This window comes from Chthonomonas calidirosea T49 (assembly GCF_000427095.1).
Taxonomy (GTDB): Bacteria; Armatimonadota; Chthonomonadetes; order Chthonomonadales; family Chthonomonadaceae; genus Chthonomonas; species Chthonomonas calidirosea.
Window position 1 is genome coordinate 2,386,464 of record NC_021487.1, and the last position, 21,123, is coordinate 2,407,586.

At 54.1% G+C, this 21,123-nt stretch carries 18 protein-coding genes; 6 read left to right on the forward strand and 12 right to left on the reverse strand.

The window, feature by feature from the left end; translation table 11 throughout:
- Positions 1-38: 38 nt before the first annotated feature.
- Positions 39-1,058, reverse strand: coding sequence for a LacI family DNA-binding transcriptional regulator (locus CCALI_RS09935; RefSeq protein WP_016483353.1), 1,020 nt, complete (start codon positions 1,056-1,058; stop codon positions 39-41).
- A gap of 187 nt (positions 1,059-1,245) precedes the next feature.
- Here CCALI_RS09935 and rpe point away from each other — a divergent pair, with 187 nt between their 5' ends.
- Together rpe and CCALI_RS09950 are read left to right on the forward strand one after the other, a co-directional pair.
- Positions 1,246-2,964, forward strand: coding sequence for a ribulose-phosphate 3-epimerase (gene rpe, locus CCALI_RS16165; protein WP_231730019.1), 1,719 nt, complete (start codon positions 1,246-1,248; stop codon positions 2,962-2,964).
- Positions 2,961-4,016, forward strand: coding sequence for a galactitol-1-phosphate 5-dehydrogenase (locus CCALI_RS09950; RefSeq protein WP_016483355.1), 1,056 nt, complete (start codon positions 2,961-2,963; stop codon positions 4,014-4,016). Before rpe ends, CCALI_RS09950 begins: the two co-directional genes overlap by 4 nt.
- Before the next feature lie 150 nt (positions 4,017-4,166).
- Here CCALI_RS09950 and CCALI_RS09955 read toward each other — a convergent pair whose 3' ends face one another.
- From CCALI_RS09955 to CCALI_RS09990, 8 genes are all read right to left on the reverse strand, one after another.
- Complete coding sequence (locus CCALI_RS09955; protein ID WP_016483356.1) at positions 4,167-4,694, reverse strand: HIT family protein; 528 nt, start codon at positions 4,692-4,694, stop codon at positions 4,167-4,169.
- A 4-nt stretch (positions 4,695-4,698) separates the two neighbouring features.
- Entirely contained in the window at positions 4,699-5,865 is a 1,167-nt protein-coding gene (locus tag CCALI_RS09960) for a Gfo/Idh/MocA family protein (protein WP_016483357.1), read from the reverse strand.
- A gap of 228 nt (positions 5,866-6,093) precedes the next feature.
- On the reverse strand, positions 6,094-6,711 hold the full coding sequence (locus CCALI_RS09965) for an RBBP9/YdeN family alpha/beta hydrolase (protein WP_016483358.1): 618 nt from the start codon (positions 6,709-6,711) through the stop codon (positions 6,094-6,096).
- A 286-nt stretch (positions 6,712-6,997) separates the two neighbouring features.
- Complete coding sequence (gene smpB / locus CCALI_RS09970) at positions 6,998-7,486, reverse strand: SsrA-binding protein SmpB (RefSeq protein ID WP_016483360.1); 489 nt, start codon at positions 7,484-7,486, stop codon at positions 6,998-7,000.
- Between the two features lie 51 nt (positions 7,487-7,537).
- A complete protein-coding gene (lysS, locus tag CCALI_RS09975) occupies positions 7,538-9,169 on the reverse strand; it encodes a lysine--tRNA ligase (protein WP_016483361.1) in 1,632 nt (543 codons plus the stop codon).
- Between the two features lie 149 nt (positions 9,170-9,318).
- Positions 9,319-9,798 (reverse strand): transcription elongation factor GreA, encoded by a 480-nt coding sequence (greA, locus tag CCALI_RS09980; RefSeq protein ID WP_016483362.1) that lies wholly within the window; start codon positions 9,796-9,798, stop codon positions 9,319-9,321.
- 205 nt (positions 9,799-10,003) lie between these two features.
- A complete protein-coding gene (locus tag CCALI_RS09985) occupies positions 10,004-10,963 on the reverse strand; it encodes an acetylxylan esterase (protein ID WP_016483363.1) in 960 nt (319 codons plus the stop codon).
- A gap of 122 nt (positions 10,964-11,085) precedes the next feature.
- Entirely contained in the window at positions 11,086-12,057 is a 972-nt protein-coding gene (locus tag CCALI_RS09990; protein ID WP_044949102.1) for a hypothetical protein, read from the reverse strand.
- 311 nt (positions 12,058-12,368) lie between these two features.
- On the opposite strand from CCALI_RS09990, the gene CCALI_RS09995 reads away from it, so the two are divergent.
- The 3 genes from CCALI_RS09995 to CCALI_RS16495 all read left to right on the forward strand — a co-directional run bounded on the left by CCALI_RS09995 (position 12,369) and on the right by CCALI_RS16495 (position 16,251).
- Positions 12,369-13,634, forward strand: a complete 1,266-nt coding sequence (locus tag CCALI_RS09995; RefSeq protein ID WP_016483365.1) for a tetratricopeptide repeat protein — start codon at positions 12,369-12,371, stop codon at positions 13,632-13,634.
- Positions 13,622-15,298: a tetratricopeptide repeat protein gene (locus CCALI_RS10000; RefSeq protein ID WP_016483366.1), complete on the forward strand. Its 1,677-nt coding sequence runs from the start codon at positions 13,622-13,624 to the stop codon at positions 15,296-15,298. The genes CCALI_RS09995 and CCALI_RS10000 overlap by 13 nt, the downstream gene beginning before the upstream one ends.
- 143 nt (positions 15,299-15,441) lie before the next feature.
- Positions 15,442-16,251 (forward strand): DUF1559 family PulG-like putative transporter, encoded by an 810-nt coding sequence (locus CCALI_RS16495; protein ID WP_016483367.1) that lies wholly within the window; start codon positions 15,442-15,444, stop codon positions 16,249-16,251.
- A gap of 133 nt (positions 16,252-16,384) precedes the next feature.
- Here CCALI_RS16495 and CCALI_RS10010 read toward each other — a convergent pair whose 3' ends face one another.
- The 3 genes from CCALI_RS10010 to CCALI_RS10020 all read right to left on the reverse strand — a co-directional run bounded on the left by CCALI_RS10010 (position 16,385) and on the right by CCALI_RS10020 (position 18,718).
- Positions 16,385-16,633: a hypothetical protein gene (locus CCALI_RS10010; protein WP_016483368.1), complete on the reverse strand. Its 249-nt coding sequence runs from the start codon at positions 16,631-16,633 to the stop codon at positions 16,385-16,387.
- A gap of 70 nt (positions 16,634-16,703) precedes the next feature.
- A complete protein-coding gene (locus CCALI_RS16645; RefSeq protein WP_016483369.1) occupies positions 16,704-17,513 on the reverse strand; it encodes a DUF1559 family PulG-like putative transporter in 810 nt (269 codons plus the stop codon).
- 92 nt (positions 17,514-17,605) lie between these two features.
- Positions 17,606-18,718 (reverse strand): LacI family DNA-binding transcriptional regulator, encoded by a 1,113-nt coding sequence (locus CCALI_RS10020; protein WP_016483370.1) that lies wholly within the window; start codon positions 18,716-18,718, stop codon positions 17,606-17,608.
- A gap of 284 nt (positions 18,719-19,002) precedes the next feature.
- Here CCALI_RS10020 and CCALI_RS10025 point away from each other — a divergent pair, with 284 nt between their 5' ends.
- A complete protein-coding gene (locus CCALI_RS10025; RefSeq protein ID WP_016483371.1) occupies positions 19,003-21,111 on the forward strand; it encodes a beta-galactosidase in 2,109 nt (702 codons plus the stop codon).
- Positions 21,112-21,123 lie beyond the last annotated feature (12 nt).

A 21,123-nucleotide genomic window follows, 5' to 3' on the forward strand; every position in this document is an offset into this window, starting at 1 on the left:
CCTCCATTCAGAAGTCTGTATTTGATTCGCGATTACAATTAGGCCGATGCGCGCAAGACGAGCTCTGTCGGTATCTCCACATGACGTGGGGCGAGCCACTCCCCTGCCTGACTCGCTTGGATGCGCTCTACCAACATCTGCACAGCCAAATCGCAGATTTGATCAAGGGGATAGCGGATGGTGGTGAGCGGTGGATCGAATAGAGCAGAAAGTGGCAGGTCATTGCACCCAACGATGGCGATCTCGTGGGGGATACTGATCCCTCTATGTCGCAAGCCCGCCAAAGCACCTAGTGCGGTCATATCATTAAAACAGAGAAGTGCATCCGGACGATCCGGTTGAGATACTATTTGTTGTACACGAGCATAGGCGACATCAACATCGAAAGCCGTTCCGCAGAATGTGTAGATGGTAGGTTCCTGTCCTATGGTTTTCATAAACTCAGTGTAGTATGTCGAGCGTACATCTCCCTCACGAGCGACGGAATGCTTTGGTGCGAGATAGGCAATACGATGCCGCCCGTGTGCAACGAGATATTCGAGCGCACTGTGTAGCCCTGTTTGTAGCACAGCAGCCACACTATCTCGTCCAGGAACACCATAACCAATGACCACCGCATTCGCCATATCTGGCTGCTGTACCCTTTCACGAACCTGAGTAGAGGTTTCGCACCATAGAAGTACCCCATCTGGACGTCTCGAAAGCAAGGCGTCCAGCAGATGTAGGTCGTTTGGTTCATCGGAGCGTCGAGTGGTCAGAATGATTTCGTACCCGCGTCGTTCAAGGGCAGCAGAGCAGAGCGCCACCATTCTGGCGAAAAAGGGGTTTTCTACACCGCCGACGAGGAGACCTACAACGTGGCTTTTGCGTGTACGGAGCTGTTGTGCTGCACGGTTTACCGTATAGCCCAGCTCTTTGGCAGCAGTAAGCACGCGCTTACGGGTCTGTTCTGACACGCGTGTATTTCCGCGCGTGCCGTTCAGCACACAGGCGGCCGTCGTGTAGTGGACGTTGGCTCGTTTCGCTATTTCACGCAGAGTAGGCTGTTGTGATACCATAGGGCCTCTTGGATTAACCTATCGTTAGGTTAACAACAGTATAGCACCAAATCGCGTCGAGTGTCAACAAGGGATTCAAAAAATGTGTATCGTTCGACACATACTATCCGCTGCCGTTAAAACGTTCTACAAGCTATCAGAGGGTATAACATAACTGTAGTCAAAGCGCAAGATGCTAGTGAAACACATGAAAAACGCCAAAAACGTTCAGGCGCCGCTTGAACCGCGCCCAAAGTCCTCCAACCCTACTTCTCTCTCCCTAGCCTTAGGAGTAAAAACCGATCCGATAGAGTATCGGTACTCTTTTCAATGGCTCTTTCGCCTCCTGCAAGAGGAGGATATCCACCTCGTACAGCTTGGTACCTTTTTCGAACTTTATCACTTGCCGGATGATGCTTTTCTCCAACTGCGCGCCGAAGCGGAGGCACATGGCGTTTGTATCCGCAGCCTTTTTACCGCACATCGAGAACTCGGCGGCTTCTTTCGGAAGGAGGCAGGGTATGAGCAGGTTGCAAGGCGTTGTTATGAACGACTCATCGAGGTAGGTGCCCTGCTCGGTGCCTTGTCTGTGGGCTCCAACCCTGGCGCCGTTATGCGAGATGAGATTGACTTCAAGCCTGATGGTCTCGCTCGTTATATACGCCATATGAAGGAGCTTATGCACTACGCCTATGAAAAGGGAGTGCGCTGGCTTACCATTGAGCCGATGTCGTGTCTTGCCGAGCCACCCGCGACGCCGGAAGAGATTCGTTATCTCGCTGAGGAGCTCAACGCCTACCATGCTGCCCATCTTTCCAGCACGGCCCGGGTAGGCTATTGTGTGGACATCGCCCATGCTTACATAGACAAGAAAGGCGCTTTGTGCTATACGCCGCAGGCTCTCTTCGAGGCCGCCCTGCCAGCCCTCTACGAGATCCACCTTAAAAACACCGATGCCAGCTTCGCCGCAACCTTCGGGTTCTCGGAGGAGGAACGTCTTCGTGGCGTGATCGAGATCGCTACCTTTCGCGATCTGCTCTATCAGCATGCGCATCATCTTCCCGTCTCCGAGGTGGTAGGCTACCTCGAGATCAGCGGGCCTAAACGCGGACGAGACTATACCGACCCACTTCTGGAATCCCAGCTGCGTAGCTCGCTACGCTATCTCAAGAAACACTTCACCGCCCGTCCTTCAGAGGCCGTCCTTTCGCCGACACCTTCGCGAACCGTGCGCGTTGCGCCCTCCATGATGTGTGCTGACCAGGCCCATCTTGCCGATGAGGTGCGCGAACTGGAGATGCTGGGTGTAGACTGGCTCCATATGGATATTATGGACACCCATTTTGTGCCCAACATGCCCCTTGGTCTCACCACGGTAGAGCATTTGCGCTCTTTAACCCGTCTTCCCTTTGATGTCCATCTCATGGTGGAGCATAACGAGCTCTTTATCGAGCGATTGGCAAAGATAGGGGTTCAATCCATCTCCGTACATGCCGAGTCCACACGGCATCTCGATCGGGTGCTTAGTCTCATTCGCGCCCACGGAATTCAGGCCGGTGTGGCGTTAAACCCGGCAACCCCGCTCTCCGCCCTCGAATACGTGCGAGAGCTGATAGATTTTGTGCTTATCATGACGGTGAACCCAGGTTTTGCTGGGCAGCTGCTGACCGCCTCGGCCATCCGCAAGATAGAGGATTGTCGCCGCTGGCTCGATGAGAGAGGTTTGTCGCAACTGCCGATTCAAGTGGATGGCAATGTAAGTTTTACCAACATTGCTCGCATGGTGGCTGCAGGCGCCGATATCCTCGTTGTCGGTTCTAGCAGCCTCTTTGCTTCGGAACGGCCACGTCTAGAAAATATGCGTCGAATTGAACAGGCCATTGAGGAAGGGATGAGACTACGCCAAGAGAGATCGCGAAAGCCATGACAACTATGCATGCCCTTGTGCTCCACCAAGTTGGGGATGTGCGTTACGAGCCGATACCCTGTCCAGAGCCGGGCCCAGGCCAGGTAAGGATAAGGGTAGGCTATTGTGGGGTCTGCGGATCGGACATTCCACGGCTCTTCGAGAAAGGCACCTACCGATTTCCGTTGGTGTGCGGCCATGAGTTCGCCGGCACCGTTGATCTCTGCGGCCCTGATGTAGAGGGGTTTGAAAAAGGACAAGCGGTAACCGTTTTCCCACTCATCTGGTGTGGTCGCTGTTCTGCTTGTGAGAGAGGGAACTACGCGCAGTGCTTCGATTATAGCTATCTTGGCTCGCGTGAGAACGGAGCCTTCGCAGAATACGTTGTGGCGCCTGCCTGCAATCTCCTGCCGGTGCCTGAAGGGGTATCGCTGGAAGAGGCTGCAATGACCGAGCCGGCTGCCGTTGCCCTTCATGCGCTTCGGCGCACCGGTCGAAACCTCACCGGGCTTACTGTGGCGGTTTTCGGTTGCGGCCCCATTGGGCTGCTCGCGGCGCTCTGGGCGCGTTTAGGAGGAGCGGCGAAAATCCTCTTGTTCGATGTTGTAGAAGAGAAGCTCTCTTTGGCGAGAGGCTTGGGCTTTGCAAGGGTCTTTTCAACAAAGGAGGAAGATCCCGTAAGACGCATCGAGATAGAGACGATGGCACAGGGGGCCGATATCTGCATCGAGGCCGCCGGTGTGCCGGCTACGTTGATTCAAGCCTGTAGCGCCTGTGGGCGGGGTGGACATGTTGTGTTGCTGGGTAACCCGGCCACCGACGTGGTGCTGTCGGCACCGCTTCTTTCGCAGATGATGCGCCGTGAGGTCACGGTGGTTGGTACGTGGAACTCGGAGTATGGCGTTTACACCACCTCGGACGACTGGCACACCACGCTCTCCGCAATGGCCACCGGGCAGTTCAACGTGAAACCCCTGATCTCACACAAAGTGCCATTGGTGCAGGCGGTAGAGATGTTGCAGGCGATGCATCAACGAAGAGTTCATTCAGTTAAAGTGCTTATCGCGCCGTAGGATCATGGGGAGAAGAACGAGTTTAGGTCCACAATTGCTTGCAACTACACAAACAGTTTAGGTCTTCCCCACCCAACCAAAGGGGAAGACCTAAAATCAACACCCAAACCCAATCTATTCAAGAAGCAATTTCCTGTACGCAAGCGATCGTTAGGAAGTTCCTGGTTCGCTTTTTTCCAACTTGAGAGCTTCCGGAAGGGCTTGGCGAAGGCGTGCGTAAGTGTTTTCTAGTCGTTCAGGGATAACGCGAATACCAGACACCGCTGTCATGAAGTTAGTATCTCCGTTCCAGCGTGGAACGATATGCCAGTGGAGATGGTTCGCAATGCCGGCTCCAGCTACGCGCCCAATGTTAAGTCCGGTATTAAACCCCTCTGGATGATAGGCGATCTGCAGAAGCCGCAGGCTTAGCCGGATGAGTTTCATCGTATCGAGAAGCTCTTCGTCGGTATAGTCTTCCATCGAGGTGGTGTGTCGAAAGGGTACCACCATGAGATGCCCATTGCTATAGGGAAAGGCGTTGAGAATGAGAAAGCCATGGGAACTTCGATGCACGATGAGATTGTCGGCATCATGTGCTTCGCCTTGGGCGGGAAAGTCGCAAAAGATACACTGCTCTGACTTTCCCGCCGCTTCAATGTATTGCAGCCTCCAGGGCGCCCATATCTGCTCGATCATGCCGTTACTTTTCAGGTTTGGTCCATTGTCGTGTCTCGCAGGAACGTTCTACGGCTGAGAGCACAGCTTGGTTCCTATAGCCGTCTTCGAAGTTAGGGGTAAATGGGGTTCCACGCACGATGGCCAAGAGGAAGTCGTGCACAAGATTAATGAAGGTATGCTCGTAGCCGATGATATGGGCAACCGGCCAATAGGCGCTCATATAGGGCATAAAGCTTTCGGTGGACTGAACTAGGTGGAAGCCCTGAACGCCCTGGGGGTCATCGGTAAGATAGATTTCGAACTCGTTCATGCGCTCTTGATTAAAGACGATGGAGCCTTTTTCTCCATTGATTTCCCACCGATGATAGTTTTTGCGCCCCGGAGCAAGGCGGGTGGCTTCGAAAGTGGCAGTCGCGCCGTTTTCTAGTCGGGCGAGAAATGCCGTCACGTCATCTACGGTCACTTCTCCCATATCCTGAGCGGCTTTAAAACCGGCCAGGCCTCCTTCGGTATCGGCAAGGAGGGGGCGTTTTTTGATAAACGTCTCTTGAAGCCCAATGACTTCGGCGAACTCGGTGCCCATAACGAATCGAGCGGTATCTATGAGGTGGCCGTTCAGGTCGCCATGCGAGCCGCTACCGGCAATGCTTTTATCAAGACGCCATACGAGGGGCACGTTGGGGTCTACAATCCAGTCTTGGAGGTAGGTAGCACGGAAATGGCGCACTTTGCCGATGCGCCCCTCTCGCACGAGTTGAGCAATGTAGGCCACAGCTGGTACAAAGCGATAGTTATGGCAGATCCCGTGAACGAGACCGCTCTTTTTAGCGAGCTCATAGGAGGCACGTGCGTCCTCTAGAGTGGTGGCAAGCGGCTTTTCACAGAGCACATGTTTGCCTGCTTTCAAAGCTGCTTGGGCGATCTGGGCGTGGGTATTATTAGGAGTTCCGATGTCTATAATATCAATATCATTTCGTGCCACCACATCTTCCCAGTTTGTGGCGTACTCTTGCCACCCGAAGCGCTCTTGAGCAGCCCGTACTTTCTGTTCATGACGTCCGCATATCACCTTGAGGACGGGTTCGACCTCGATATCGAAAAAGCGTGCTACCTGCCGATAGGCGTTGCTATGCGCTTTGCCCATGAACTGGTAGCCGATAAGGGCGACATTGAGCTGTTTTTTCGCCATAGGTTTTTTACCTCCGATGCTGAAGTAAAGGAATGGATTTTCCCGCTTTCTAAGCTTTACATTTCGCCAAAGGAACGGACGATTCCTTTTGTTAGGGAAACAGATCGTTTGGTCTTCTCGCGATTATCAAGGGAAATCGCTAGCGTTTTTGGGCGCAACAACAACTGCCTCCCACTCTTTGTCGGGAAGCCCAATGTCATCCCCAAGATCCACTCAAAGGCTATACGATTAGCGTGGTTGTGGTGGCAGCTCCGCACGCCCTAGGCACCACTCTTCGACCCAAGGCCACTTGCCGTAGCCGTAGTAGGGGCTAATGTGGCCAGCCCCCTCAAGTTTGTAAATGGGGATGCCGAGAGCCTGCGCTAGGCCAGCGCTTTGATCGAAGGTGGCGTAGTCGTCGTTATCAGAGGCAACGAGAACGGTTTGCGGGCAAACAGCGTGTAACACCCCCGGGTAGATAGGCAGTGGATAGAAACTGGTGACGCCGGCAGGAGCCTCTGTGGGTGGGGCTTGTGGCATGATATAGGGAGGAGCTACCAACAAAACCCGTTCCGCAATAGGGTCGGCATCCGTTCCGCAACTGCTTACGAGGTGGATCCAGGCGATACAACCAAGGCTGTGGGCTACTACGGTGAGCGGCTCTCCCACGTGGTGGTCACGAATCATGCCGATTTCGCGACGGATCGCGCTGAGCCACGCATTCAGCTCAGGAGCACTCGGATTGGGCATTTCGGGATAGTACACCGGAACCTGTTCAGCAGTTAGCCGTTCATATAGGTGCTCTTGCCAGTGCTCTGGTGCATTGCCACCCCAGCCATGTAAGATCAGCACAACGCGATTTTCCATGTTCTCCTCCGTTTTGAAGGGCCTGTTGCTTCTCGAAGAGAAGAAGACCCCATTCGAGTTCTATTGTATTTTTTTGAAGCGCTCAATCTCCTGACACTCTCTCAAAAGACGTTGGCGAAGCGCGGAAACCACAAACGACCGGAGGCCGAAGACCTCTGTTTTAGCTATGTTGGTAAGCTTTTAAAGATCAAGGCAATACGGGATGGAATTCGTACAGACTACGAAACAGTTACGCCGTTGGTGTCGCTCTTTCCTGCTTCTTTTTTAAAACCGCTCTATTCGGGGTTCACTCGCGACCGGCTGCTTGACGAAGGGCTTCCCTTTCTCGGTCGCGCTCAGCGATACTTTCGCGTTTATCGTAGAGTTTCTTTCCGCGCGCTAGGGCAATCTCCACTTTTGCAAAACCGCGTTCAAAGAAAATGGAGAGCGGGATAATGGTGAGGCCTTTCTGTTCGGCGGCAGCGCGCAAACGTTCGATTTCATAACGATGGAGGAGAAGTTTTCTCCGGCGTTTGGGGTCGGTATTATAGCGATTGCCCTGCTCATAGGGGGAGATATGCATGTTATAGAGCCAGGCTTCACCGTTCTCGATTTTGCAGAAGGCGTCCTGAAAGTTCACGCGGCCGGCTCGAAGCGGCTTCACTTCGGTGCCAACCAGCGCGATACCGGCCTCGTAGGTCTCACCGATCTCATAGTCGTGGCGAGCACGACGATTGACCGCAACCACCTGGCGGGACTTTGTGTTTTGGGAAGCCGTCTTGGTCTGTTTGCTCATTTTTCGCCCTCAGCAACGCTAGTTAAAATTGTAGTATACCTAAGCTCTTGGCTATCGTTGCGTGTGGGGTTTTTCCGGCCGCATCGCAGGAAAGAAGATCACGTCCCGAATCGACTCGGCGCCGGTAAGCACCATGGCCAAGCGATCGATACCTACGCCAAGTCCTCCGGTGGGCGGCATTCCGTACTCCATGGCCTCTAAAAACTCCTCGTCCATGGGGTGTGCCTCTTCGTCTCCGGCGGCGCGTTGACGTACCTGAGCCTCAAAGCGTGCCCGTTGATCGAGGGGATCGTTAAGTTCGGAGAAGGCGTTGCCAAGCTCTTGGGTGGCGATGTAAATCTCGAATCGGCGTGTGAGCGCGGGGTTATCCGGTTTGCGTTTGGCTAACGGCGACGTCTCTATGGGGAAATCGGTGATGAACGTGGGTTGAATGAGCTTAGGCTGGGTATACTGCTCATGGAGCTTCTCAATAAGCCCCCCTAGATTCGTCTCCTTGTCGAGATCGAAGGTCACCCCAATGCGACGGCAGGCTGCTTTGGCGCTATCGAGGGAGGTAAGCTCTTCGGGCCTTATGCCGGTGTTTTCATAAATACCCTCTAAAATGGGGAGACGTGGCCAGGGGCGTTGGGCGAGGTTAATGGAGTGCCCAAAGACTTCAAGTTGAGGACTGCCGTTTACCTCCGTAGCGATGGCAACGTACATATCCTCCACCAACTCCATGATATCTTCGAGATTGGCATAGGCCTGGTAAAGCTCCATGAGGGTAAATTCAGGATTGTGGCGCGTAGAGATGCCCTCGTTGCGGAACACCCTGCCGATCTCGTAGACCTTCTCGTAGCCGCCAATAATAAGTCGCTTAAGGTAGAGCTCTAAGCTGATGCGCAGTTTAAAATCGTGATTGAGCGCGTTATGGTGGGTAATAAACGGCCTGGCAGCGGCCCCACCTGCAACTAACTGCAGTACCGGGGTCTCTACCTCCAGGAAACCGCGGGCATCGAGATAGCGACGCATGGCGGAGACGATTTTGCAACGCTTGGTAAGCACCTCACGCGAAGAGGGGTTTACCAGCAGATCGAGGTAGCGACGGCGATAGCGCTCCTCCCGATCGGAAAGCCCTCCGTGCACCACGCCCTCTGCATCCTGCTTGCCGAAGGGGATGGGACGAAGGCTTTTGGCTAAGAGAGTAAATTCGCGAACATGAATGGTTGGCTCGCCGGTGCGCGTTTTAAAGGGGTAGCCTTTGATGCCCACAAAATCGCCGAGGTCAAGGTCTTTAAAGCGTTCAAAAGCGACTTCACCGAGGTCATCACGCCGTGCGTAGACCTGTATGCGTCCACTTTGATCACGAATATCAGCAAATATTACCTTGCCTTTAACACGCTGAGCGGTAAGGCGCCCAGCCACGGAGACCTCCATCTGCTCCCGCTGCTCGTCCGGCAATGTCCAGTGAACGGCCGTCTCAGCGGTAAGCTCGGAAGCGGTGTGGGTACGTACATAGCGCTCAATAAGAAAAGGGTCGAGGCCTTCGGCACGTAACGCCTGCAGTTTGGCAAGGCGTCTAGCGGTCTCTTCGGTTCGCTCTTGCTCCTCCTGCGTTGCGCTCGTGGCATCTTCGGCACGTGAGGCCGTCGTTGAGGCGCTCTCCTCTTCAGCGGCGATAAGCGGTTTTCGTTCGTCGTTCACGATCGATTCTTCTGGTCTCCTCCCTTCACGCCTACATAGGTTCTCTTACACGACACAGATTCTGAAAGGCAAAGCAGAAATGTCTTGCTAAGCCATTTTGACAAAGGGATGCTTCTAATCGGAAGCAGTCTATCTGGTAGGGTGTTCTTCTACTTGCGAATGCTCTCGATGCGGTAGTTCATGATCCCTTTGGGCACACGAATGGAGACGATGTCTCCTACCTTCTTTCCCATGACGGCCTTGCCGATGGGTGATTCGTCGGAGATGAGGTTGTGATCAGGGTCAGCTTCTGCCGAGCTCACCAAAGTGAACTCCCATCGTGCGCCGCTTTCCAAATTGGTCATTGCCACAATGGAGCCGATGCCCACGTGGTCCGTGGGAATAGATTCATCGTCTACCACCCGGGCCATCTGAAGAAGATGGCCGAGTTCGAGAATCTCGCTTTCGACAAGAGCTTGCTCTTGTTTAGCGGTTTCGTACTCTGAGTTCTCCGTGAGGTCGTCGCCTTCCTTGGCGGCGCGCAGACGGCGAGCGATATCAGGCCTCTGCACATTGCGCAGATAATCGAGCCGCTGGCGCAGCTTAGCATGACCTCCTGGGGTCAACACGATCTCAGAATCTTCAGACATTCGATCCATCACTCCTGAGCGGCGAGGCGCCGCATTATGATGCGTACTCTGTAAGAGAGGCGTTTTTCTCTCTTCAGTTCAAAACAAATACGATTCGTTTGCGGCATTTATCGCCCAATTATCGTCTTTTTTGCCGTTATTTTGTATGCTCGAATTCAAGTGGAGAGGCGCTTAGCACCCAACAGATAGGTTATCGAGCTATCGGTTAGAGATCGGCAAAAAAGTCGAAGAGGATGTCGGCTGAATCGGGGAGGCTCTCGTGCCCGTAGTCGGGGTAAAGGATCATGCGTTTGGGCGATTCGATTTTGTTATAGGCGGCAAACTGTGTGGACGGTGGGCAGATAGTATCCATGAGACCGGTAAGCATAAGCACCTCGGCCCGAATGCGCGGCGCCAAATGTTGGCAATCTATGTAGCCGAGCCGTGTAAATATCTCCTGCTCCCTTTCATGGCGTGGGTCGAACTGTCGAAGAAAGGTACGTATCTCTTCATAGGCGCCGACAGCGAGATCCATCTCCCAAACGCGCAGGTAGTCGCAGAGAAAAGGAAACACGGGGGCAGCTTTTCGGATGCGCGGCTCGAGAGCAGCACAGGCAAGAGTGAGTGCGCCCCCTTGTGAGCCGCCGGTAGCGCCGACGCGATCGGCATCAATCTCTGGAAAACTCATCACGATGTTGGCGAGCTGGGCTGTGTCAAGAAATACCGCGCGATAGTAAAGTTTGTCGGGGTGATCGTCTAGCCCACGAATGATGTGCCCACGCAGGGTGGGGCCACGAACCCCTTCGATGTTTTCCGAGCGGCCTCCCTGTCCACGACAATCCAGTGCTGCTACCGCGAAGCCTTGTGCCACGTAAGGCAGTTTGTCGGTCCAATCGCCACTCGATCCGCTATAACCATGGAACATGAGGAGGGCTGGATGAGGCTTTGGGGCGGCCTTTGGACGAAGATATTTCGCATAGACGCGCGAGCCACCTACACCGGTGAAATAGAGGTCGAAACATTCGGCAAAGCTCGCCTTGGTTGGGTGAGGAATAAGCTCCACCTGTGGGTCGATGCTGCGCATTTCGGAGAGTGCACGGTGCCAATAGGCATCGAAATCATCGGGTTTGGGGTTTCTGCCTTGGTAGCGTTTTAGCTGCTCTAAAGGCATCTCGAAAACGGGCATGGAATCTCCCTCCAAAAGCTTTGGTAGTACGGTTCGTGTGCTTAGTGGGGATAGTATACTTTAGGAAGTGGCTTTCTGGGAGGGGCTAGGTAAACGGAAGGTGTTCTAACCGTTTCCGTCCCTCACTTCTGAGCCGGTAAAGAGGCCGGGGTGAGCTTGGGCGTCGGCGTAGAAAGCTGTGGTGTTGTGGCAGTGCCTGCAGAGGCCGACTCGGTGGAAGGCGTTTTCGCTAGAGCGGCTTCGATGATCTTTTGCTCTTGTAAAGCCTCCTCGTAGTTGGGGTCGTAGAGCAGAGCGACCTGGATGGCATGTTTGGCGAGTTCGTATTGCCCGAGCCCATAGTAGGCGGCTGCAAGGTGATAATAGTAGGTTCGTGCCGCCACCGGTGGCGTGTTTTTAGGTAGATCGGAGGTCGCCTGCAGCAACATCTCCACGGCATCGGCATAGAGGTCGTGCGCTTGCGATTTTGGGCCGCAGACAGCCTGACGATAAAGAACCCACCCGTAGCTGTCTTCTGCTGCGGCGTAGAGTTCGCTTCGGTCAGAAGAGAAGTCAAAACTGTGCTGTAGTTTAGTAAGCGCTTTGGCAACAAGGATCTGCGCTTGCTTAAGCGCGTCCGGATCGCTGCTTGTGATCGCAAGAATGTAGCCGGTATCGTTCAGCGTTTGAGGATCGTCGGGAGTAAGGTTGAGGCCCTGTAGTGCCGCTGCACGTGCCTGCTGATTTTGTGGCGGCTTTTGTTGGGTGTAGGCATCAGCCAAGGCGAGATAAAGCCGCGAACGACTTGTGCTATCGGCGTTGCTACAATCTTGCACCGCACGCTGAGCGTAGTTCAACAGCAGGTCAGAGGCGCTATGAGGAAAGTTCTCACATAGCCCGATCACCTCTAGGTAAGCTGTTGGGTCGTGGGGATGGGTGTCGAGATAGTGATCGAGCGCTGCACGTGCTTCGGCTTCATCTCCGTGCAGTAGGCTATTTCTGGCCACCAAAAGCTCTTTTGGCAGAGGAGAGGGACGGTCAATAAGAAGATAGTAGAGTAGTAACCCGATGCAACAGACCAGAATCACGCGAAAAGTGAGAAATAACCAACGCATCGAATTTAATGTCTCCATTCTCATCCTCCGGCCGAAACGAGCGGCTGTACGCTTTTAAATACCGACAAGGGAGGCTGCTACGGTTCCCTTGTCGAGAAAAACGATCTCTTCTGTTCTTTTGTGTTTATATCTAAGCTATGGGAACGGTGTTCTCGGTGAAAGTGTTTCTATAGTTTAGTTTAGGGCGGCACGATTTGAGATGCCTCTTGCCAAAGAGGGCTGTTTCGGTTATAATGCACTTGCGCTAAGGCGGTGTTTGGGCGCAGAATCGGGCCGATTCTTTAGCAGCACAAGAGAGGGGCGATGAGACGATGGAATGCCAAAACTGCGGCGCAACCAACGAACCCGACAATCAAACCTGTGTACGTTGTGGCGTGCCACTGACGACGCCCAACTCCCAAACGACCTCTGCTCTCCTTCAGCAAGCCTATCTTGCCTACAAACAGGAGGACATGGAGACGGCTTTACTTAGATGCCGGCAGCTTTTGAAGGCCGATCCGGAGAACGAAGAGGCACTTACGCTCATGGCCCAGCTTGAGGAAAAACAGGAGCACTATCTCGCAGCGACAGAGCTTTATGAGCGCCTCACGAAGCTTCGTCCTGAGAGCATGGCCTATCGGTTGCGTTTAGAAGAGCTTAAGCATAGGGCGCAGAGCCGGTCTTCAGCCAACCCCTCTGTAGCGCCGTCTCCAGACCGTACCGGGGATTCGCGCATAAGTGTTGTCCTGATCCTTTCCACCACAAGTCTCATGCTGGCTGCCGCCGTTGCGATCCTGGCGTACGAGTGGGGGCGCACAACCCAACTCAGCATGAACAGGTCGAGCTTGCCGCCTAGCATCGTCGAACGTCCTGCAGCGTCATCGCCGAGCTTTCCCTGGAATGCGTCGCCTTTCCCCGGGCCGTCTTCTGCCCCAAATACAGCCCCTCTGCCCACCGAGCCGCCGCAACCGTCGCGCCGTCGCGAGGGCGGTGAGGCACCCCAAGCCGCTCTCTCATCGGGTCTTTCGCACGCCTCTATTGGCGTCGCACCCATGCATTTCTCGCTGCCGCCTGCTACAGCTCATCCTGTGCCGCCTTCTCGTTCTACAACATCTTCACAGCGCATTGTGCTACCGGCCAACGATGCCTCTGGGGGTTCCGATGAAAACACGGTGGTTATTCCGGTTTCCGGCAGTACGCCTCTCGCTACGAACAACGGCTCGACGTTCGCTGCACCTAGCAGCCAGGGTACCACCGTCGTTCGTGTTTATCGTACCAACAGCGCTTCTGGCTCCGCCGACGATAGCTCCGCCCGTTCCTATATCGCCATGGGGCAGCACCTGCAGTTGAGCGGTCAGTACGATCAGGCCATCGAAGCCTATCGGAAGGCTCTTCCCTCTGCGGGAGATGAAGCCGGTTTTGTTTACCAACAGATAGCCCTCTGCTATCAACGCGAGGGCAAGAAGGCAGAGGCTGCCGATAATTTTCGTCAGGCCAAAGCCGCCTACCAGCAGCTGCTTGAGGCCGGTCGTAAGGTGGCGGAGGCCCGCGCCGGCATTATAGCATGCGATCAGGGAATCAAGCTGTGCAGCCCCTAATTCGTTTTTGTATTTTCGGTTGGATGGTCCTTTTAGGGGGACAGCAAGTGGGCCGTTATACGGCTGCCGAAACGCCTCCAGCTTCGCCCAACCTGCCTAAGCTGCTGATTCTTGTGCGTAAAGACCCCAAAACCCCTAACTCCGACTTGCCTCAACGCCTGGCGGGGCTGTTAAAACAGTCCCTGAACAGCTCTTCGCTTTACACTCCCCTGCTCTATAGCCCATACGATCCAACCATCAAGAATGCGCTCCTTAATCATCTCTTGACGCCTAAAGATCTCAGCACACTCGACTCTCCTGCCTCTCAGCAACGACTTGCCGAGGCTTACAACGCACGTTATCTACTCTCTATTCAACCTCATATCCTTTCTATGGCGGTGGAGGTGGATGTGTCGCTCTTCTATCGGGCGCCAGCAGAGAGCTGGACGATGCCCTACTCCAATCGTCTTCGTGTGGATATGCCGCCCACGCGGCGCGGAGTTACGGAAGAGTTGCGGTATAAAGCCCTACTTTATGGCCTCGTGGATAGCATCTCCGCTGCAATCGGCAGCCCAACCCACTTGCTTGCCTCTTTGCCCATAACGCTGCCTCAAACCGTGGCGTTGAACGATGCGCACTCCGCCTCTGGACAGAAAGCGATCGATTTGGCCTCTACACCAAGTAGTAGCCCTCCCATACAGCCCACTCCACCGAACTACGTGGCGCAAGCACAGGATGCCCTGCGCGATGGCAATGTGGCCGATGCCATTATGCTGCTACGTCAAGCCATAGATGCAAATCCCTTCGATCCAAAACCCAGAGCTTTGCTTATCCAGACCTACCTTCAGCGTCACCTGGTTGCGTTGGCCGATACGGAGGCTCAAGATAGCCTTCTGCTCTGCCCAAATAGTGTAGAGCTAACACAGCTTGAGGCACAGGTGCTACAGGCTAAAGGCGATACAAAGGGTGCTTTGCAGCTGTTCACCCAGCTTGTGGCCCATAACCCTCAGGATGTGGCGGCTCGTATCGCTTTGGGCGATGCTCTGCTGGCGAACGGACAGTATGCCGATGCCCAAAATGCCTATGAAATGGCCGCCTCTATCAATCCAAAAAGCGCGCTTCCCGCTCTGCGCCTCGCTGCCCTATTTGTAAAGGAGGCGAATTCCGACCCAAGTTTCTACGCAAAAGGCCTTTCTGAACTTGAAACGGCGCGTCAACTTCTCCCATCCACCGATACCACAAGCTACCTTAACTGCTACGCAATGCTGATGCCAGTTCTTAGCGAACGCATTCACGATGATGCCGATGCGCTCCAACAGATCTATGAGTCCTGCGTGCAAGGCGGTCTTAGTGTGACCGAGGCCCTGCGCAACCTTGCCGATCTGCAGAATCGGCTTGTTGCATTAAGTGATTTTCTTACCAAACTTCCTCCGGCCGTTGGAGCTGAAAAGGCACAGGCGGCCTATGGTCAAAGCGCTGCGTTGCTTCTGCAGGGCATCGGCTACTTCCACGACGTGCTTTCAGACCCGGCGCGCACTCCGCGCGAAGCTGCGGATACGTTGGCTTTGGCGCGTGCCAACACACTTCATGCGCTTCAGGAGGCCGATACGCTTTTAAAGAACCTCCTCAATCCTCCTCCAGCAAGACCTCCCCAAAACACGGATGACGCGGCATTAAGCGAATAAAAATAGGAACTTTCCTTGCAGCTTTGTTGTTAATTGTCTTTCAAAGAAGGATTCTTGCAAATGGTGTAGAAATGAAACATCGTTAGTGAAGAACCGATACTAACATCCCAAATTCCAGATGACGAAGAGGAGGTTCATTGGTAATGAAGCACCATTGTCGCATGGCTTTCACGTTAATTGAGCTGCTCGTCGTTATTGCAATTATCGCGATATTGGCAGCTATTCTGTTCCCTGTCTTTGCACAGGCGCGTGAAAAGGCACGAGCCATCTCTTGTCTCTCCAACTTGAAACAGCAAGGGCTGGCCTTAAACATGTACGTACAGGACTATGATGAGACTTTTCCTATCAATCTCTACTTAGGGCAGAACAACGGGAACGCCTGCGTGATGACGAGCTATCAAGAGATACAGCCCTACCAGAAGAACTCGTTGATAGTGGTGTGCCCTTCCGACGGCACACCGCTCAACTTTCCGGTGGCTATGCAGACGATCGGATTACCAGCTCCTTGCCCGGTTTCCCCGGTTCTTATCAAAGTGAGCTATCAGCCCAACTATGCGCTGATTGATGATGGCGATCCCAATCCGATTTTTGCCGGGGAGACCGGCAGACCAGTGCACCGATTGGCCGAAGTGCAGTTCCCTGTAGAGACCAGTGCCTTTGCCGACGCCACCGTTACCCTCCAAGGCCCTACTTCGGCTTTCTGCCTATTTTGTTCCCCGGTGCAGGCACGCCATAACACCACGGTCAACTCGGTCTATGCCGATGGTCATGCAAAGGTGGTACACACAAAGCCCTATACCGATGCAAATGGCAACCCTTACGTTGGCACCCAGCTCGACGGGCAGAGCACAAAAGCCTATGTGGTTACGGATGCTGGGCCGTATCAAAACAGCACGGAGCTTTGGGGCATTCCTTATCAAAAGTCGGATGGGAGTTGGGGCCTGCTTCCGTAGGCGACTGCTTCAAAAAATTTAGGGGTGGGCGAAGCGCCCACCCCTGTTGATAGAGAGTAGAGCCCGTCCTTAGCAACGGGCGAGAATAGGGAAACTCGCCCTACGCCACTGGTGGTGCACCGAAAAGAGACTTTTACGGTCCGCTGGGATTATTGGGGCTGGTCCCCGCTTGCTGCTCTAGCTTTTGAATGGCGGCCTGCTTTGCCGGAGCCGGCAGTTCCGGATTATTCTGAATGGCCTGAATTTTTTGCTGTAGGGTTTGATGGGGTGGTGGCCCTGAGGGAGTTGGGTTTCCTTGATTGCTACTGCAGCCGGCCAAGGCTATGAGGGCGCATACTCCTCCTAAATAGGGTAGGTTTTTCAAAAACATCGTGACTCTCATCTCCACTCCTTTCAAGGAAATATTTAAAAGGGCAAGCGAAGACTGTCTTCGCTTGCCCTGGCAGCTTCACCTATTGTTGAACACTGGGGTCGCCGTAGGCGAGTCCCCAGAAGCCCCATTCGTTCTTCTTGCCACTATACTCTACACCCTCCGGATAGAGTTTTGAGAACTGATACCAGTGCACGTGCCCGTCCATGTGCAGCACGTTGGAGCCGGAGTTATGTCGCCCTTGAAAGCTTGGGCTGCCCCAGAAGTTCGGCTGTGGGTTGCCAACACCACCTGGCCACAGGAAACCTGCCGCCGGAAAGTCAATCATCATCGCCGCCTTCGCCGAGCTTACGATATCGGGATTGTCGAAGGAGATAGGGGCTTCGTAACCCCCATAAAGGCCGGGACAACTATTAGGGACCCAGTGGCTGTCATAGGTCAGCATAATGTTGTTGAAGTCGTAGTCCATGGGCGGGTAGACATCGTCATAGTACTGAGCATCGCCTACGTTGGAGTGAGGTAAGCCTACGCAACCATCGTCGGGAGGAAGCATATAGTCGCCCTGGCCGTTATCACGCTGCTTATGTTGGATCGTGCCCATCGGGAAGGTAGAGGATGGGCATTTAAACAGCTGAGCGTTTTTGATATAGGGCTCTAGACGTGCCGCCACGATGTAGCTATTAGGCCAGATGTAGACTGGCATATAGTTATCGTAGTCTTGCGCGTACATCAGCATAGCTAGGCCGATCTGCTTCATGTTGGAGAGGCAGGCGGTTTGACGTGCTTTCTCACGCGCTTGGGCGAAGACTGGGAAGAGAATAGCTGCTAGTATCGCAATAATCGCAATAACTACTAGCAGTTCAATCAGTGTGAAACCTTTGCTGCGTTGCATGCGCTTTGATCCTTTCTTTATGAAAGTTTGTGTCTTGTGGTATGTTCAAACACCTTTGAAGAAGGTGCATGAAGCCTAAGTTAAAGAGCACTTTATTGTGTGACATGTCTATTAAAGTCTTTTAGTGTGGGAACGCTTTGACGTGTTGAGCCGCGCAGCACGATATGACAGGGCACGATGCAGTGCTGTGGGCGACCAGCATGACCTTCAATAAGGTCTATCAACATTTCGGTGGCCGTGCGGGCGAGGCTACTGATATTAATAGAGACGGAGGTCAGCGGCGGCTCCAAATAGGAGCAGAAGCTCGAGTTGTTGAAACCCACGAAGGCGATATCTTCGGGAACGTGGAGGCCATTCTCTAGAGCCACCTGCATAGCGGCAGCCGCAGTGACGTCGTCTACGGCGACCACGGCATCTGGAGGTGTGGGGAGACTCAGGAGCCTCTTCATCGCTTGGCGTCCACCTTCTGCGGTGAAGTTGCCGTATTCTATGGCTTGGAAGGGCACCGCATTCGCTTGAAGGGCTTCAAGATAGCCTGTTAGACGATCCTCCGACACGTTCACTCCTTTAGGACCGCCAATATAGGCGATGCGGCGATGGCCATCGGAGATAAGCTTTTCGGTGACCATGCGTCCTGCCGCCCTGTTATCGTTATCCACAGAGAGCAGGTTTTCGGTGCGCCCGTAGCGCCCGATCAGCACGAAGGGCGCTTCCTCCGCCACAAGCCGCTCGATGCGCTCGTCGTAGTCACGCGATTCCACGAGGATGAGGCCATCCACACGATGCGAACGGAGCAGCTCTTCATGGATAGGTCGGCGAGAGCGAACATTGCGGTCGGTATCCACGCACAGATGGTAGCCACGCTCGGCGCTAACGCGAAGAATAGAGACAATGAGAGGGCAGAAGAAGGGGTCTTGCTCTAGCTCTTCCGGTTTTCGGTGGACAACAAGGCCGATGACGCCACTATGTTGCGAGCGAAGGGATTGGGCGCGAGCATTGGGAACGTAATTATGGGCACGGATGACCTCAAGCACTCTTTTACGCGCGGCCTCATTGACGCGGGGATCGTTGTTAAGGACTCGCGACACGGTGGCCTGTGAGACGCGGGCAAGACGTGCTATTTCTAATTGGGTTAGGCCGGGCACTTTTTGTTCCGTGTAGGTTCTTGAATAGGAATTCAGTGAATTCGTATTCTCACCTTCCATTATAACATAGCCTCCGCAAATTGTCAAGGGATTTCCCAAAAAATTTCGCGAACAGTGTCTCTATCGCCGAATCCCTAATCTCATCTATTCTCCGTTGCTCTCAATGGGTGCTCCTGCACCAAACACCGTTGTTAACTCCTAGCCTTGCATGTACTTTGCTTCTATCTGCTAATAGCGGCGAGATCCCGTGAATCTCTGCTAAAATACTATGAAACGCTTCCTCTTGCTTGTAGGCGAGACGCTTGGCGATCTAACCAAATGCTTCCTCACGGGGAGAAAAGCCGATGAAACTCTATCTGCTGTTGTTGATTCTAGCCACTGCTGCTGCGCTCTGTGCTCGCGCTCAAGAAAGCCCTGAAACTACTTTCTCTGGTTTCACGCTGCGGCCTAACAATGCTGATATCGCGATAGAGAACGCTCCAGAGCATCCCACGTTACGGATCACCTTTCACAAAGGGGCCGAATGGCCTCAGGTGCTTTTTAAGCCGGCCAGTCCGCTGGATTGGAGTGGTGTGGAAGCCCTCTCTTTTACCCTTAGCAATCCTGGAAAACGTCCTGTTGCATTTGGTTTTCGCATAGACGACTCGCTCGATGCGGATGGCTATAACCATTCACGAACGGCAAATGGAAGCATCGCCCCCGGTCAAACCCAAACCTTTGCCGTGCGCTTCGGCCCCGACCCCATGAGCCTCGGAATGCGCGGACTTCCTCCTATACCTGGCATGGTGACCTTGGGCGTCTCTGGTGGAAACCCTTTCAGCTTTCAGCATGTTGTGCAGTTTCAGCTCTTCCTGCATAGCCCAGACCAGAATGTCACATTAGCGCTCTCGTCCTTCAAAACCTTGCCGTTGTCAACGGAAGACCTCAAAGGCGTGGTGGATGCCTATGGTCAGTATGCGAAAGCCGATTGGCCGGGCAAAGTTCATAGCGATGCCGATCTGGTGCAGCAGCGGAGAGAGGAGGAGGCCGATCTGAAAGCGCATCCGCCTCTGCCTGATCGCGATCCGTATGGAGGTTGGGCTCGCGGCCCTCAGCTGAAAGCCACGGGCTATTTTCGAACGGAGAAGTATGATGGCAAGTGGATGCTTGTGACGCCTTCGGGACATCTGTTCTTTTCCCTAGGGCTAGATGTTGTGGAGTCGAACTACCCTACCTTTATCACCGGTCGCGAATCGCTGTTTGCGAGCCTGCCAGATCCTAATGGGCCGCTCGGCGCTTTCTATGGTGAGAGCGGCGCCTATATGGGGCCGTTGGCGGGCAAGCGAGGAAAGACATTCGACTTTTATCGCGCCAATCTCTACCGTAAATACGGCCCCAATTACCAAACTGAATGGCAGCAGATGGCCTTAAAGCGCCTGCCTTCTTGGGGATTCAACACCATCGGCAACTGGTCTGACCCCATCTTCTATCAAAACCAGCAGGTGCCTTTTGTGGCAACCGGCGGTGTTTACGGCGACTTTGCCACGGTAAGCAGCGGCTCCGACTACTGGGGGCGCATGCCCGATCCCTTCGACCCTCGCTTCGCCGCTGCCGCCGACGCCAATATGAAAAACCTCGCCGCCCGCGTGCGGAACTCCCCATGGTGCGTGGGCTATTTTATAGATAACGAACTGAGCTGGGCCGGCTCTGGGCCCGATGGAGATGTGGGGCTTGCCCTGGGGGCGCTAAAAGAAGAGGCCTCGAAATCGCCAGCCAAGCGCGCCTTTCTCCATCAGCTTCAAGAAAAGTATGGGGACATTGCGCGGTTTAATGCTGCGTGGCATGCCGACGTCTCCTCTTGGCAGCAGCTGGAAGCGCCCTACAAAGCCTCCTTGCCGCTTACTCAGGAGGCGCACCAAGACGCCGAGAGGTTTGTACGCGCTTTTGCGGATAAGTATTTTCAAACCATTCGAGAGGCGTTAAAACGGTACGATCCGAACCATCTCTATCTGGGCTGCCGTTTTGCTTGGCACAGTCGTGCCGAGGTAGAGGAGGCTGCAAAATACTGCGATGTGGTAAGCTTCAATATATATGCTCCACGCGTAGACGCGAACCAATGGGGCTATTTGGCCGATCTCAATCGTCCCTGCATTATTGGAGAGTTCCATTTTGGTGCTCTCGATAGGGGCATGTGGCATCCGGGACTCGTCTCGGCACCCAATCAAGAGACGCGAGCGCAGATGTTTATAGACTACGTGCACAGCGTTCTCGATAATCCGGCCTTCGTGGGTTGTCACTGGTTTCAATACGTGGATGAGCCGCTAACGGGACGAACGTGGGACGGTGAAAACTACAACATCGGGTTTGTGACACAAACCGATAGGCCATATCGTCATATGGTGGCCGCTGCGCGCCGCGTGGGAGCGGAGCTTTACACCTATCGCTTTGGGGCGTCACACGCCGCGGCCAAATAGGGTAGATATTTA